The 14,894-nt window shown below is 64.2% G+C and carries 15 protein-coding genes and 1 tRNA gene; 11 read left to right on the top strand and 5 right to left on the bottom strand.

Translation table 11 applies throughout. The features are described 5' to 3' along the window. The 3 genes from WEB61_RS11655 to WEB61_RS11645 all read left to right on the top strand — a co-directional run. Positions 1-350, top strand: a 350-nt coding sequence (locus tag WEB61_RS11655; RefSeq protein ID WP_368064501.1) for a sigma-70 family RNA polymerase sigma factor, incomplete at its 5' end; no start/stop codon positions are given. A gap of 256 nt (positions 351-606) precedes the next feature. Continuing rightward, positions 607-1,020: a nuclear transport factor 2 family protein gene (locus WEB61_RS11650; protein WP_368064500.1), complete on the top strand. Its 414-nt coding sequence runs from the start codon at positions 607-609 to the stop codon at positions 1,018-1,020. A gap of 136 nt (positions 1,021-1,156) precedes the next feature. Next, positions 1,157-1,564 carry a nuclear transport factor 2 family protein gene (locus WEB61_RS11645; protein ID WP_368064499.1) on the top strand — a complete coding sequence of 136 codons (408 nt, stop codon included), beginning with the start codon at positions 1,157-1,159 and terminating at the stop codon, positions 1,562-1,564. 366 nt (positions 1,565-1,930) lie between these two features. Here the strand turns inward: WEB61_RS11645 and WEB61_RS11640 are convergent, their stop codons facing one another. The 4 genes from WEB61_RS11640 to WEB61_RS11625 all read right to left on the bottom strand — a co-directional run bounded on the left by WEB61_RS11640 (position 1,931) and on the right by WEB61_RS11625 (position 5,604). Continuing rightward, positions 1,931-2,197: a hypothetical protein gene (locus tag WEB61_RS11640; protein WP_368064498.1), complete on the bottom strand. Its 267-nt coding sequence runs from the start codon at positions 2,195-2,197 to the stop codon at positions 1,931-1,933. Positions 2,198-2,467: 270 nt separating this feature from the next. Next, complete coding sequence (locus tag WEB61_RS11635; protein ID WP_368064497.1) at positions 2,468-3,517, bottom strand: methyltransferase domain-containing protein; 1,050 nt, start codon at positions 3,515-3,517, stop codon at positions 2,468-2,470. An 87-nt stretch (positions 3,518-3,604) separates the two neighbouring features. Beyond that, entirely contained in the window at positions 3,605-4,723 is a 1,119-nt protein-coding gene (locus tag WEB61_RS11630; protein ID WP_368064496.1) for a DJ-1/PfpI family protein, read from the bottom strand. A gap of 158 nt (positions 4,724-4,881) precedes the next feature. Continuing rightward, entirely contained in the window at positions 4,882-5,604 is a 723-nt protein-coding gene (locus WEB61_RS11625) for an SIMPL domain-containing protein (protein WP_368064495.1), read from the bottom strand. Positions 5,605-5,797: 193 nt separating this feature from the next. On the opposite strand from WEB61_RS11625, the gene WEB61_RS11620 reads away from it, so the two are divergent. The 8 genes from WEB61_RS11620 (at position 5,798) to WEB61_RS11585 (ending at position 14,497) form a co-directional block, all read left to right on the top strand. Beyond that, a complete protein-coding gene (locus tag WEB61_RS11620) occupies positions 5,798-8,287 on the top strand; it encodes an FAD-binding oxidoreductase (protein WP_368064494.1) in 2,490 nt (829 codons plus the stop codon). Positions 8,288-8,301: 14 nt separating this feature from the next. Next, positions 8,302-9,339, top strand: coding sequence for an alpha/beta fold hydrolase (locus WEB61_RS11615; protein WP_368064493.1), 1,038 nt, complete (start codon positions 8,302-8,304; stop codon positions 9,337-9,339). Between the two features lie 57 nt (positions 9,340-9,396). After that, positions 9,397-9,473 (top strand) — tRNA-Ile (locus tag WEB61_RS11610). A 130-nt stretch (positions 9,474-9,603) separates the two neighbouring features. After that, positions 9,604-9,942: an ArsR/SmtB family transcription factor gene (locus tag WEB61_RS11605; RefSeq protein ID WP_368064492.1), complete on the top strand. Its 339-nt coding sequence runs from the start codon at positions 9,604-9,606 to the stop codon at positions 9,940-9,942. Continuing rightward, complete coding sequence (locus WEB61_RS11600) at positions 9,939-10,436, top strand: SRPBCC family protein (protein ID WP_368064491.1); 498 nt, start codon at positions 9,939-9,941, stop codon at positions 10,434-10,436. Before WEB61_RS11605 ends, WEB61_RS11600 begins: the two co-directional genes overlap by 4 nt. Before the next feature lie 26 nt (positions 10,437-10,462). After that, positions 10,463-10,951: an SRPBCC family protein gene (locus WEB61_RS11595; RefSeq protein WP_368064490.1), complete on the top strand. Its 489-nt coding sequence runs from the start codon at positions 10,463-10,465 to the stop codon at positions 10,949-10,951. A 76-nt stretch (positions 10,952-11,027) separates the two neighbouring features. Further along, entirely contained in the window at positions 11,028-12,683 is a 1,656-nt protein-coding gene (ettA, locus tag WEB61_RS11590) for an energy-dependent translational throttle protein EttA (protein ID WP_368064489.1), read from the top strand. Between the two features lie 152 nt (positions 12,684-12,835). Next, a complete protein-coding gene (locus tag WEB61_RS11585; RefSeq protein ID WP_368064488.1) occupies positions 12,836-14,497 on the top strand; it encodes an ATP-binding protein in 1,662 nt (553 codons plus the stop codon). A gap of 11 nt (positions 14,498-14,508) precedes the next feature. On the opposite strand, the gene WEB61_RS11580 is transcribed toward WEB61_RS11585, so the two are convergent. Beyond that, positions 14,509-14,894: hypothetical protein (locus tag WEB61_RS11580; protein ID WP_368064487.1), on the bottom strand; the 386-nt coding region annotated here is incomplete at its 5' end.

The following is a 14,894-nucleotide window of genomic DNA, read 5'->3' as shown; positions in this document are numbered from 1 at the left end:
TGAAGATCGCCAAGGAGCCGATCAGCCTCGAGACGCCGATCGGCGACGAGGAGGATTCCCACCTCGGCGATTTCATCGAGGACAAGAACGCCATCCTGCCGATCGACGCGGCGATCCAGTCGAACCTCCGCGAGACGACGACGCGCGTGCTCGCCTCGCTGACGCCGCGCGAGGAGCGCGTGCTCCGCATGCGCTTCGGCATCGGCATGAACACCGACCACACGCTGGAAGAAGTCGGCCAGCAATTCTCGGTCACGCGCGAACGCATCCGCCAGATCGAGGCGAAGGCGCTGCGCAAGCTGAAGCATCCGTCGCGTTCGCGCAAATTGCGCTCGTTCCTCGACAACTGAGACTGACGCATCCCTCACCCTTCCGCGGGCTTGCGCCCGCTCCCTCCCTCTCCCCAGCGGGGAGAGGGAAGGGGCCCGGCGATGTGGCGCAAGCCACATCGGTGGGAAGGGTGAGGGGGTTTCTTCAAAGGAATCAAAGCCCGGATCGAACGATCCGGGCTTTTCATATCCGGGTGATGCCGTCCGAATCCGGCGAGACCCGCGCCTCTCTTCCGCTCATGTTCCTCCCCACCGCAACGCATGGATGGAGAGAGACATGACGACCGATACCGACAAGGAAGCTTTCGTCGCCCGCTTCGCCGCCGCCTGGGCGGCGCGGGATCCCGAGCAGTTCATCGCGCTCTGGCATCCGGAGGGCGAGCTCCATTATCCCTTCGCGGATCGCGTCATTCGCGGGGCCGAGATCGGCAAGCTCAATGAATTGCAGAACGCGCAGGCGCCAAAGCTCACATGGAAGCTTCTCGGCTGGACCGCGCGCGGCGATGTCGTCGTGATCGAATGGGAGTCGTCCAATACCTATGGCGACACCGTCGTCACCTGGCGCGGCGTCGACAAGATGACGCTGAAGGATGGCCGGATCATGGAGGAGATCGTCTATGCCGACACCGCGCCCCTGCAGGCGATGCGGCAGGGGCGGCCCTTCGAACCACTGATGAAAGTGCCTGAGTGAGCAGCGAACCGCCTCAAATAACAGAGCCCGGATCGAAATATCCGGGCTTTTCTGTCGCGCATTACGCTTCACGTAATCGATGTTCCGCGCCGCGCGATGCATCCTCGTTCGCGTCATCAACAGAGGAGGCATGATCATGTCACTTGCAACTGCCGCGCAACCCCGCCGCCGCTGGTCTCCGGAGGGCTTCATGGCCTTCTGGGCGAAGCCCGACCCCTTGCTTCTGCCTGGCATCTTCGACGTCATCACCAATGACATCGTCGGCTACTGGCCGCGTCCCATCGGAACGGTGCGCGATCCGGAACCCTACATGAAGGTGATCGCCGCTCTTCTCGAGGAGTGTCCGGATTTCTCGCTGAAGGTGCCTGAGCATGCCTCGACGGGCGACTTCCATTTCATCCGTTGGGTCGCGACCGGCACCGGTCCCGAAGGACGCTTCGAGTTCACGGGATGCGACCGCGTGCGCACGCGCGACGGGCTCGTCTGTGAGAATTACGTCTTCTGCGACCATCCCTTCTTCGTGCGTGTCGCTGCGCGGCTCTGAGTGCGCAGACAGCGGAGACGCTGACACGCTAAAAAACTTATCTCCCCCCGCCAAAGCACCCCCATATTCATCCATACCCGCTCCTGCGAAGGGCGTATCCGGATTGTCCGAATGCGGGGAGGGGTGTCGCGGTTCTGCGGCGGATGGTTCTAGGCCATGCGCTCACGGAATGCGGCGCGCGGGGCGTGCGGGAACGAAGCCGCCCCCACATGTAACATGCACATGTAAAACACATGTGCGGCCGAGTTCGACACACGCCCCGCGCATCCTTCACGCTTGAAGGTCGCAAGTTCGCGTGCCGAAACCCCGGAAGCTTTGCTTCGCGGGGCTTTTGGTGCAAGGCGTTTCAGGTGTGGGCGGCGGGAATCAGAGAGAGGTTTCGCCGATAGCCTTCTTCGCGGCCGGCTTCTTCTTCGGCTTGCCGGCTTTCGCGGCGGCCCTGGCGGCCTTGGCCTTGGCGGCGGCTTCCTCGGCGTCGCGGGCGAGGCGGAGTTCCTTCAGCCGCGCGGTCTTCGCCGCCGAGAGGCGCGCGGCGGTCTCATTGAGGCCGTGCGCGACGATGCTCGTCTGATCGGCCTTGCTGACGCGCTCCGTGGCGGCCTTGGCTTTGAAGAGAAAATTCTTTGCCGACATGGATGGTTCCTTCCGCTGTTCGGCGCGTCAATCGCGCATGTGCCGCGTTCGGGCATGAAAAAAGGCCGGGTTATCCCGGCCTTTCCCAATCATCCCGTGGCCCTGCCGTTACATCCGTGGTCAAGGCTTTGCGATGAAAAGTTATCGGGCTTGCGCCACCGGCTCTCGCCGGACCGGCATTCCCGCTGCACCTTGAGGCGCGCGAAAAGCCGCGATAACTGTCGCTTTCATCCATATGGGGTGCCGGTGCCCGGAAACAAGGGCCGGAATTCAACAGCAGGCGCCGTCGGTCGCCGCCGCGCCGGTGTCGGCAAAGGGCATCTGCGTGCCGCAGCCCTCGAAAATGCCGAAATGCCGCGAGAAATCGCCGATAAAGTCGAAATGCGGCGCAAAGCGGCTTTCCTCCAGCATCCGGTACGTATTGCCGCAAACGGGGAAGACACGGCCTTTCTCGATTCGGTGGTGGCTGTCCAGCGTGAAGACGTCCTCGGCATATTGGATGCCGCCCTTGTAGATCACGGCCTGGCCGTAATCCTCGCAGGCGCTTTCCAGCCCCTCGAGCTTGAAGAGCCGGTAGGTCGCCGAAAAGAAGCGGGCAGGCCCCAGCGCGCGGCGGATGGCGGCGTCGGTCACTTCCAGCGGCCGGTCGGCGACGAGGCGCGGATCGGCGAAGCCCGCTTCTTTCGCCAGCGTCAGGAAATCGTTCCAGTAGAGCGCGCCGCCGAGGCATTCGCCGAGCAGCACGGGATCGTTGCGCAGGCTCGCATCGAGGCGGCGGTCGGCATAGACATCGGCGAAATAGAGTTCGCCGCCCGGCTTCAGCAGCGACCAGGCGCCGTCCAGCACCGCGCGCTTGTCGGGCGAGAGGTTGATGACGCAGTTCGAAACGATGATGTCGAAGCTCGCGGGCTCGAGGCCGAGATCGCCGATGGCTTCGATATAGCCGTCGCGGAAATCGACATTCGCATGCGCATAACCATAGCGTTCCGTGTGCCAGCCGACATGGGCGCGGGCGACGGCGAGCTGTTCGGCCGTCATGTCGACGCCGGTAACGGCGCCCTTTTCGCCGACAAGGCGGGAGAGCGCATAGACGTCGCGGCCGGCGCCGCAGCCGAGGTCGAGCACGCGCATGCCGTCCAGCATGTCGGGGATCACAAGGCCGCAGCCGTAATAGCGCGTCAGCACCTCGTCATGGATGCCGGAGAGCACGCTGCGGATATGGGCCGGCGTCGCGGTCACGTCGCAGCAGGCATCGGTTTTGAGATCGGCCGAGCCTTTCAGCGTCTGGCCGTAATATTCCTTCACCATCTCGACCGACATCCGCGCCTTCTCCATTTTCCTGTGAGCGACAGGGCGAGCCTGCCCGGCGGTGGTCCTCACCGTCCAGTCACAAGTTGGAGAGGGGCGTCAGCGGCGCGGATATTCGAGTTGCGTGGCGACGAACTGCGCTGTTTTGTCGCCAAGCTCCTCGCCGATAAAGGCGAGGAAGTCCTCGCGCAGCGTTGCGGGGCTCGCCAGCGTCACGGCAGCTTCCGCCGCCGAAGCCGGCGCGCCGGGCAGCCGCACGAGCCGCGCGCCGCCGGGCGCTTCGCCCGTTTCGTCGGCGATGATCGTGAGGCCGTGGCGGGTGCGGATTTCGGCTTTCGCCGCAATCGCCGCCGAGGAGCCGCGCCAGGTGCGCGCCGCGAAGTCGAGCGGGAAGGCCATGTTCACTTCGTCGACGCCGTCCCATACTTCGATCAGGTAATGCGCGCGTGGCCAGCCGAAGGCGATGTTCTTCAGGGCCGTCGTGATTTCCTCCATGCCGATATTGAAGGCGTCGGTATTGTGCTTCGGACCGTAATCGGCGACGCCGTAGGCGGCGGCGAGTTCGGCCGCGCGGTCGCGTCCGGCGAGGCGTTCGGTCAGCATCAGCGAAATGGGAAGCGAGGCGCTGACGCCCGACGAGGAGATGACCCCTTCGTCTTCGACATAGCGGCGATTGCGTTCCCAGCGCACCTTCGGAAACGTCTCCGTGCGGTTCTCATGTTCATAGAAATGGCCGGTGGCGCGTTTGCCGTCGAGCAACCCGGCGGCGGCGAGCGCGAAGGAGCCCTCGCAGATCGAGACCATCAATGCGCCTTTCTGTGCCTGCGCCTGCAGCCATGCCTTGAGCGCGGCATCGTCCGGGTCGTGCACGGCCGGCACGACGACAATGTCGGCGCCTTGCGGGTACGCGGTGTCGAATTGTGCAAAGTCCGCGTCGGGCCGCACCGATGCCGCGGGCCAGAACGCGACCGGATCGGAAGACGGCGCCACCGCCATCACCGCCGCGCCGGCCTGGTTCAACACGCTGTAGGGCACCAGGAAGTCGGTCACTTCCGTGCCGGCATTGAGGGCCACCACGGCGACGACGGCGCGCTCGCGGCCGGGCTTCAGCTCCAGCGGGCCGGCGGCGGGCGTCTCCGCACCCGCAGCCGTCGCGACCACCAGGCCGGCAAGCAGAAGGAAGAACGCAAAAGGTATGGCAATGCTGTGCGCGCGCATGGGGGGCCTCCGGGTTCCGGCTGAATTTCACCCAACCATCGCGCATCGCCCCTGCGGCTGAAATGACAAAGAACCCGCAAATTCCGCCAAAGGAAAGGGCGGAACCCGTGTTCGGGGTTCCGCCCTGCCGGAAAGGCAAGTTTCGGCTGAAGTCCCCTTCAGTCGATCTTGATCACCAGCGTCACGCTGGCCGAAAGCGTCTGCTCGCCGGCCGCCACGGGCACGCTCGCGTCGCGTTCCATCGCCATCGAGGCTTTCATGTACATGGGCTGGGGCATGCCGCCGCCGCTTTCCGTGATGCTCATGATCTGGCCGAGCGCGACGCCGGCGGCACGCGCATAGAGTTTGGCCTTTCTGAGGGCATCGTTGACGGCGGCTTCGCGCGCCTTGTCGATCAGCGGCTTGGGTTCGTCGATCGAAAAGCGGATGCCCGAAAGCTGGTTCGAGCCCAGCGTCACCACCTTGTCGAGAATGCCGCCGAGCGCATCCAGATCGCGGACCTTGAGGGTCAACTGGTTCTGCACGCGGTAGCCGCCGATCTTCGGCGTCTGCGGACGGTCTTCCGGCTTCATCTGCTCATATACGGGGTAGACGGAGAATTGCGAGGTCTGCATGTCGCGCTTCTCGATGCCGGATTCCTCGAGCCCCTTGAACACGGCTTCCATCGCCTGGGTGTTGGCAGCCAGCGCCTCGGCCGCCGTCTTGCCTTCGGTCACGACGCCGGTGTCGATCCAGGCGATGTCGGGAACGGCGGTCGCTTCGCCTTCGCCGGTGATGGTGATGGTGCGGGGAGCGGGTTCTTCGGCATGGGCCGGAGCGGAAAAGGCGAGAGCGGCCAGAAAGGCCAGCGCGAGCGGGGTGGCGGAAAGACGGCGCGGCATTGTCATGCCTCCTGTTTGCGTTTCTGGCCGGAGCTTCCGGCCGGATCGGGGCGAAATTGCGGCGGGGACGGGTGGCTTCCGTACGCCCACCCCCCGAAAGAGCGGGGCCGGTCACCGATTTGCGCAATGGCGCTGGCTGGTCCCGCCGCCGAAATTGAGGGGGAACTCCTCAGACATCGCGAGAGACTGGCCAGTGACGTTTCAAGTAACGGTACGCTATTCCGACGGAGCGACGCGCGTAATGGCGGTCGGCGCCGACCAGACCGTTTTGCAAGCGGCCGAGGAAAACGGCATTCCGGTCGTCAGCGCCTGCCAGAGCGGCGTCTGCGGCACCTGTGTCGGGCGTTGCACCGAGGGCAGCTACGAGCCGGGCAATGTCGTCGCCCTCAACCGCTCGGAATGCGACGAGGGGCGCATTCTTGCCTGTCAGGCCCGCGTCCGTTCCGATTGCACCGTCGAGTTCGAATATCCCTTCGACGGCAATGCGGCGCGCATCGTTGTCGGCGAGGCCACGGTAACGCGGGTCGAGCGACTCGCGCCCGAAACGGCGTTGCTGGCACTCGACGTTTCCGGGTTGCCCGCCGCGCTCGGCTTTCGCCCCGGCCAGTTCGCGCAGCTTCGCGTGCCGGGCGGCGAGAGCTGGCGCAGCTATTCCTTCACGCATGCCGACGACAAGGGGTCCGAGGTCGAGTTTCTGATCCGACTGCTGCCCGAAGGCGCCATGTCGGACTGGCTGCGCAATCGCGCGGCACCCGGGGACCGCATCAAGCTCCGCGCGCCCAGGGGCGATTTCCATCTGCGCGAGGTCGCGCGGCCGGTCGTGCTGGTTGCCGGCGGCACCGGCCTCTCGGCGATCCTCGCCATCGCCGAACAGCTGGTGGCGGATGCCTGTCCGCAGCCGATCCGGCTCAATTACGGCGTCACCCGTGCCACCGATCTCGTGCTGCTCGACCGGATCGAGCGTCTTGCCGCCACGCATCCCGATTTCACCTGGGAGGCGATCGTCGCCGAGCCGTCGCCGGATTGGAGCGGCCGCGCCGGCCTTGTGACGGATCTTCTGGCTGACACCGATCTTCGCGGCGGCGCGGTCGACATCTATCTCTGCGGGCCGTCCGCGATGATCGATGCAACGCGCGCCTGGCTCGGCGAACGGCATTTCAACGGCGCCAATCTCTGGTACGAGAAGTTCCTCCCGAGTGGCGGGACGTCCGGTCCGGCGCACGCCGCGCTTCCGCTTCCGGCTTTCGACCCCGCCGATATCCGCCGGCGCGGCCGCGGCACGGCGGTCGTGATCGGCGGTTCGATCGCCGGCATGTCGGCGGCAAAGGTTCTCTCCGAAAGTTTCGACAAGGTGATCGTGGTCGAAAAGGATCAGGACCACCGCCGCGCCGAAGGCCGTCCCGGCGCGGCGCAGGGCTGGCACATTCATCATTTGCTGGTTGCCGGCCAGCGTCAGCTTGAAACCATCTTCCCCGGGATCATCGACGACATGGTCGGCGCCGGCGCCTTCCGCGTCGACATGGGCGAGCAATACAGGCTGATGCTTGCCGGATCGTGGAAAAAGCAGGTCACGAGCGGCGTCGAGATCATCTGCGCCGGCCGCCCGCTGCTCGAATGGTGCGTCCGCCGCCGTCTCGACGGTGCGCCGGGCATCGCCTATCGCTATGAGAGCGAGGTCACCGATCTCGTTTACGACCGCGACAATCACGCCATTGTCGGCGTTGCCGTTGCCCGCAATGGCGAAGCCGAAATCCTTCCGGCCGAATTCATCGTCGATGCGGCGGGCAAGAACACACCCGTTCCGGCCGCCCTCGCGCGTCTTGGTCTCGACACGCCCGAGACCGAGGAAGACCATATCAACTGCTTCTATTCGACCATGCAGCACCGCGTGCCGCCCGGGCGGGCCTGGCGCGACAGGGTGATGACCATCTGCTATGCGCATCGGCCCTATCAGCGCTACTACGCGGCGCAGTTCTTCACCGACAGCAGCCGTACGACGCTGGCGACCAGTCTCGTCGGCTACAATTTCTACAGCCCGCCCCGCAACGAAACGGAGTTCCGCGCCTTCGCGCGGCAGATGCCGACGCCGGAAATCGGCGGCGAGATCGACGGCCTCGAACCCTGCTCGCAGGTCTACAACTTCCGCTATCCGACGATGCAGCGCTGGCACTACGAGGACATGAAGACGCTGCCTTCCGGCATGGTCTCCATCGGCGATGCCTATTGCAGCGCCGATCCTGTGTCGGGCGCCGGCATGACCAAGGCGCTGCTCGAACTCGACGAATTGCGCAAGCTGATGCGCCGCGGTTCGGTTCATGACAAGCGTTTCGTGCGCCGCTACTACCGCAATGTCAGCCGCATCGCCGATCTCGTCTGGTCAGTGATCCGCGAACAGAACCTGCGCTATCCCTGGATTCCGGATGTCGAGAAAAAGCGGCCCTTCTATTTCCGCGCTCAGAACTGGTACATCGACCGCGTGCTCGAAGCGATGCATGACGATCCGGCGATCTATCGCAAATATCTGATGGTGACGCATTTCGTGGCACCGCCTTCGGTGCTGATGCGTCCGGATGTGACGGCGCGCGTTCTCGGAAAATGGCTCGCAAGCCGGCTGCGCGGACGGCAGACGCTTGTCGAGCGCAATTTCGGACAACAGAAAATCGAGTTGCGGCAGGGCTCGTAACGACGGGGGGATTTATGGGTGAGCGCCAACACCGGCTGGTCGACGTCAACGGCGTACGCTTGCATGTCGTCGAGGAAGGCGAGGGGCCGCTCGTCATCCTCGTCCACGGTTTTCCGGAGCTCTGGTATTCCTGGCGCTTCCAGATGCCGGTCATCGCACAGGCCGGCTACCGCGTCGTCGCCATCGACCAGCGCGGCTATGGCCGCTCCTCGAAATTCTGGGACCCGGATGCCTATCGCATTCATCCGCTGGTTGCCGATCTCGTCGGGCTCGTGGCGGCGCTGGGCGAAAAACAGGCGATCCTGATCGGGCATGACTGGGGCGCGCCGGTCGTCTGGACGGCGGCGTGGCTGCATCCGGAGGTCTTCACCGGCGTCATGGGCATGAGCGTGCCCTTCGCGGGGCGGGGCCTCATCGGCCTGCCGGGCAATCCCTTCGGCGAGCGTTCGCCGCATGAGGTTCATCTGGCGCTGTCGGGCCCGCATCAGGATTTCTACCAGGTCTATTTCGGCACGCTCGGGCCCGTCATCGCCGAAATCGAGAGCGATCTGCGCGGCTGGGTGCGCGATCTCACATGGACCGCCTCCGGTGATGCGCTGGCGGATGCTGGCATTGATTTCGACGCCGGTGATCCCGCCGAGATCATTCGCGGCAGCGCCTTTTGCATTCCGCCCGGTACGCGGATGCGCGAGCGTTTCATGACGCCCGAAAAGATGCCCGCCTGGTTCACCGAGGAAGACCTCGATGTCTATGCCGATGCGCTGGAACGCGGTGGGCTGGCGGGCCCCCTCAGCTTCTACCGTAATCTCGAAAACGGCTGGAACGATCTCGCGCCGATGCAGGGCAAGCCGATGGTGGTGCCGGCCATGTTTCTCGGCGGCGAATACGATGTCGGCACCTGGTGGGGGCAGGAGGCGCTCGCCCGCGCGGGCGAGGTTATCCCCAACTGGATGGGCGCCCGTATCGTCAAGGGTTCCGGCCACTGGGTGCAGCAGGAATACCCCGAAGAAACCAACGCCGCGGTCCTCGACTTCCTGCGCGGCTTGCGCTGAAATCCGGCTTCCCGGTTGGCGGCCCGGCCCCCTTGCTGCTATATGGCGGGGCGCTGGGGGCCTGTAGCTCAGTTGGTTAGAGCGGACCGCTCATAACGGTTTGGTCGCAGGTTCGAATCCTGCCGGGCCCACCAGCTTTCACATGATTGCCGAAATTCTGAATACCGCTGGCGACATCTGAAACGGTCGCGGTTCGGCCGATTTTCAAGCCGACATGAAACTTAGGTATTGACCTAACTATCGCGCGTCTCCATACTTAGTTACATGCCTAACCAACAAATCCAGCTCGACCGTGTTTTCCACGCCCTGGGCGACCCAACGCGGCGCGCCGTGATCCGCCGCTTGGGGCAGGGCCCGGCGCCCGTCGGCGAACTGGCGCGGCCCTTCAAGATGGCGCTTCCTTCGTTCATGCAGCACCTGGCCGCGCTTGAGAAATGCGGCCTCGTCCGCTCGCGCAAGACGGGCCGCGTGCGCACCTATCAGCTCGTGCCGAAGCCGTTGAAGGCGGCCGAAAAATGGATGGTGGAACAGCGTGACCTCTGGGAACGTCGCCTCGACCAGCTCGACGACTATCTCATGCAGATGAAGGAGAAAGAGAAATGACCGCCCCCAAAAAAGCATCGAGCATCGATCCGAAGCTCGATCTCGTTCTCGAACGCACCGTCGACATCCGCCCCGGTCTCGTCTGGGACGCCTGGACGAAGCCCGAGCACATCGTCCACTACTTTACGCCGAAGCCCTGGGAGACGCCGGAATGCAGGGTCGACCTGCGCCCCGGCGGCGAATTCTACTTCCTCATGCGCTCGCCGGAAGGCGAGGAATTTCCCAATACCTGCTGCTATCTCGAAATCGAGCCGGGCCGCAAGCTCGTCTGGACGAATGTTCTGGGCGCCGGATACCGGCCCGCATCCCTGTCGGCCGAGGATCTCGCGATGACGGCCACCATCCTGATCGAGCCGCAGGGCAAGGGCACGAAATACACCGCCATTGCGCAGCACCGGAGCGAGGCGGATGTGACGCGCCACGAGGAAATGGGCTTCCATGACGGTTGGAGCACCGTGGTCGACCAGCTCGTCGCCTATATGAAATCGCTCTGATCCAGCCCCGTTCGAGGAGAGTAAAAATGACGACGCCCGCAATCGATCCCAAAACCGACCTCGTGCTTGAGCGTGTGGTCGATGTGAGCCCCAATCTCGTCTGGCGCGCATGGACGGAGCCCGAGCATCTCAAGAAGTGGTTCACGCCGCGTCCATGGGAGACGGTCGACTGCCGGATCGACCTGCGCCCCGGCGGCGAATTCTACACTGCCATGCGCTCGCCCGAAGGCGAGACGATGGAGGGCGGTTCCGGCTGTTATCTCGAGATCGAGAAGGAGCGCAAGCTCGTCTGGACTTCGGCGCTCGGGCCGGGCTACCGGCCGAGCGTCGCGCGGGTGCACGATCTCTTCTTCACGGCCTGGATCGTCATGGAGCCGCAAGGCAAGGGCACGAAATACACCGCCATCGCCAAACATCCGGACGAGGCCTCGGCGAAGCGTCACGCCGAAATGGGCTTCCAGGACGGCTGGGGCGCGGCGCTCGATCAGCTGGTCGCGTACATGAAAACGGTCTAGGCCGATTGCCCGTTCCGGGGCGATCCGCTAGAAGGGGCGCCAATTCCCCTTTTCGCGCGAAGGACGAGAGCCCCTCATGGCCGCTTACCAATATGTCTACGTCATGGACCGCCTGTCCAAGACCTATCCGGGCGGCAAGCAGGTCCTGAAGGACATCCGGCTTTCCTTCCTGCCCGGCGTCAAGATCGGTGTCGTCGGCCTCAACGGCGCCGGCAAATCGACGCTGCTTCGGATCATGGCTGGCGTCGACACGGACTTCACCGGCGGGGCCTGGGCGGCCGAAAGCGCGAAGGTCGGTTTCCTTCAGCAGGAACCGGAGCTCGATCCGGCGCTCAATGTCTTCGGCAATGTGATGGAGGGGGCGGCCTCCAAGAAGGCGCTCATCGACCGCTACAACGAACTCGCCATGAACTACTCGGACGAGACGGCCGACGAGATGGCGAAGCTGCAGGACATCATCGACAGCCAGAACCTCTGGGATCTCGATTCGCAGGTCGAGATGGCGATGGATGCGCTCAGATGTCCGGACCCGGAAGCCGACGTCAACAATCTCTCGGGCGGCGAGAAGCGCCGCGTCGCGCTCTGCCGGTTGCTGCTCGCCTCGCCCGATCTTCTGCTTCTCGACGAACCGACCAACCATCTCGACGCGGAGTCGATCGCCTGGCTGCAGAATTATCTGAAGGAATATTCGGGGACCGTCGTCATGGTCACCCATGACCGCTACTTCCTCGACAATGTGACGGGCTGGATTCTCGAACTCGATCGCGGTTCGGGCATCCCTTACGAAGGCAACTACTCCTCCTGGCTCGAACAGAAGGAAAAGCGCCTCGTGCAGGAAGGCCGCCAGGAAGAAGCCAAGCAGCGCACGCTGGCGCGCGAGCTCGAATGGATCCGGCAAAGCCCCAAGGCGCGGCAGGCGAAATCGAAGGCGCGTGTTTCGGCTTATGACGAGCTGTTGGCCGAGGCCGGCCGGCAGCAGGAAGGCAAGGCGCAGATCGTCATTCCGGCCGGCCCGCGTCTCGGCGGCAATGTCTACGAGGCCGAGCACATCTCCAAGGGCTTCGGCGACAAGCTCCTGATCGACGATCTCTCCTTCAAGCTGCCGCCCGGCGGCATTGTCGGCGTCATCGGCCCCAACGGCGCCGGCAAGACCACGCTCTTCCGTATGCTGACGGGTCAGGAAAAGCCCGACGGCGGCGCGTTGAAGATCGGCGAGACGGTCGTCATGGGCTATGTCGATCAGAGCCGCGACTCGCTCGATTCGAACAAGAATGTCTGGGAGGAAATCTCGGGCGGCACCGACATTATCGAGCTTGGCAAGATCACCATGCCGAGCCGCGCCTATGTCGGCTCGTTCAACTTCAAGGGTTCGGACCAGCAGAAGAAGGTCGGCCTCCTCTCGGGCGGCGAGCGCAACCGCGTGCATCTCGCCAAGATGCTGAAGTCGGGCGCCAATCTTCTCCTCCTCGACGAACCGACCAACGATCTCGACGTCGAAACCTTGCGCGCCCTCGAAGACGCGCTGGTCGCCTTCGCCGGGTGCGCCGTGGTTATTTCCCATGACCGCTGGTTCCTCGACCGCATCGCCACCCACATGCTCGCCTTCGAAGGCGACAGCCATGTCGAATGGTTCGAGGGCAACTATCAGGACTACGAGGAAGACAAGAAGCGCCGCCTCGGCGCCGCCGCCGAAATCCCGCACCGCATCAAATACAAGCGCTTCAGCCGGTAGCGGGACGACGATCCCGCCGGCCATCTGAAAAACCCGGATTTCATCGAAATCGCGCGGAAACCTTTGTGCTGCAAGTGTTTTCCGGCTGCGCCCGTTCACGGCCTCTTAAGCCCGAAATCCTAGGATCACCCAAGGGATTGGGAATTGGAGGCATGCTTCGCGGCGTCTGGCGGCGCGGCGCATGGGGCGCGACGATGAGCGAGAAGAAAATCAGCGAGCACGAGATGGCCGCAATCGTGCGGGAGGCGGTGGACCGCCTGCCGGGCGGTTTCGTCATTTTCGGCCCCGATCACGAAATCCTGCTCTCCAACGCGCAGAACGAGCGCGACTTTCGCTACACCAACGAGGCGCTCCGGGAAGGCAAGACCTATCTCGAAGCGACCTATTTCGCGGTCAAGAAGGTCGTGCCCGACCTGCCCGACGACCAGGCGCATGCCGTGGCGCAGGGCATTCACGAGACGCTGGCGCGCGGCGAGCCGGTCGAGCTCAAGACTCATCTCGGCACGGTGATACAGGTCGTCGAGATTCCGCTTTCCTTCGGCGGCTGGGTCGCCGTCGGCGCGGATGTCACCGCGCTCAGGGACCGCGAGCGCGAACTCAAGAAGGCGCGCAAGCAGGCCGAGGCCGCCAACGAGGCGAAGTCGGCCTTCCTCGCCAATATCAGTCACGAAATCCGCACGCCTCTGAACGGCATTCTCGGCATGGCGCAGGTGATGGCGGCTGGTGACTTCACGCCCGAGCAGAAGGATCAGATCGAAACGATCCTCGACTCGGGCAAGACGCTGATGGCGATCCTCAACGACGTGCTCGACCTGTCGAAGATCGAAGCGGGCAAGTTCGACATTTCGCCCATCGACAACGATCTCAGTCATCTGCTGCGCCGCGTCGAGAAGCTTTTCGCGCCCCGCGCCGCCGAAAAAGGCATCTCCCTCGCGCTGTCGATCGACGATGAAATGGCGAGTTTCCTGCGCTTCGATCCGGTGCGTGTGCGCCAGTGCATTTCGAACCTGATTTCGAACGCGATCAAGTTCACCGAGAAGGGCAGCGTCACGATTTCAGCCTCGACCGTTCCGGCCGGCGACGGCGCCTTCGAGGTGCGCATCGCCATTTCCGATACCGGCATGGGCATGAGCGCCGAAACGCTCGACAAGCTCTTCGCGCCCTTCACCCAGGCGGAGACCTCAACCGCGCGGCGCTTCGGCGGCACCGGTCTTGGCCTGTCGATCAGCCGCAAGCTCGCGCGCCTGATGGACGGCGATGTCGTGGCGGCAAGCGAGGAGGGCAAGGGTTCGACCTTTACCTTCACCTTCCGCGCGCTCACCGGCCGCCGCGTCAGCGAGGCGCCGGCCGAGGCCGATGTCGACAGGGTCGGCGGCGCGCGCTGGGCCAAAGGTCTTTCGGTCCTGCTGGTCGACGATCACGCGCTCAACCGCAAGGTCGCGCGTCTCTTCCTCGAACCGCTCGGCATCAAGGTGACGGAGGCCGAAAACGGCGCCGATGCGATCCGCGATCTGCAGACGCAACCCTTCGACCTCGTGCTGCTCGACATGCATATGCCGGTGATGAACGGCATGGAGACGCTTGCCCACATCCGCAATCACGAAATGGCCTTTCGCGACGTGCCGGTGATCGCGCTCACCGCCGACTCGCTCGGCCCCGACAATGCGCGCTACGGCGAGATGGGCGCCGACGGCTATGTCGGCAAGCCGATCGACCATCGCGATCTCATCCGCGAGATCGGCCGCGTGCTCGAGAAAAAACACGGCCGCGCGCCGATGCCGAAAAACGCCTTCCCCGAAATGCGCCGCGCCTGACAGGCGTCCCCTCACGCGAGATCGAAGAAGTACTCCTTCTCGTGGTCCTCGAAGCGGAATTGGCCTTCGCCGTGCAGTTCCTCGCCGAAGCCTTCGATCAGGCCGAGCACCAGCCGGATGCCGGATTTTGCTTCGAACAACGGCAATTGCGTCATCTCGATCAGTTCGCGGTGACCGTCCTTGTGGACAATGTCCTTGCGGATCCAGCGTCCGAGCGGCGGCGCTCCGAACATTTTCGGCATCGAGGCGCCGGCCGTGGCATGGCGTTCCGGCGGCACGAAGTCGGCGTAGTTCATGCCCTTGACGTCGACGCCCAGATGATCGCGGATATTGTTGCCGGCCAGCCGGATCGGCAGGCGCTTGCCGGGAACGTCGTTGAGTTCGACCAGATAGATGT

Source organism: Parvibaculum sp. (assembly GCF_040882025.1).
Lineage (GTDB): Bacteria > Pseudomonadota > Alphaproteobacteria > Parvibaculales > Parvibaculaceae > Parvibaculum.
Note: the sequence above shows the minus strand (reverse complement) of the source record. Positions and strands in the feature narration are given on the sequence as shown.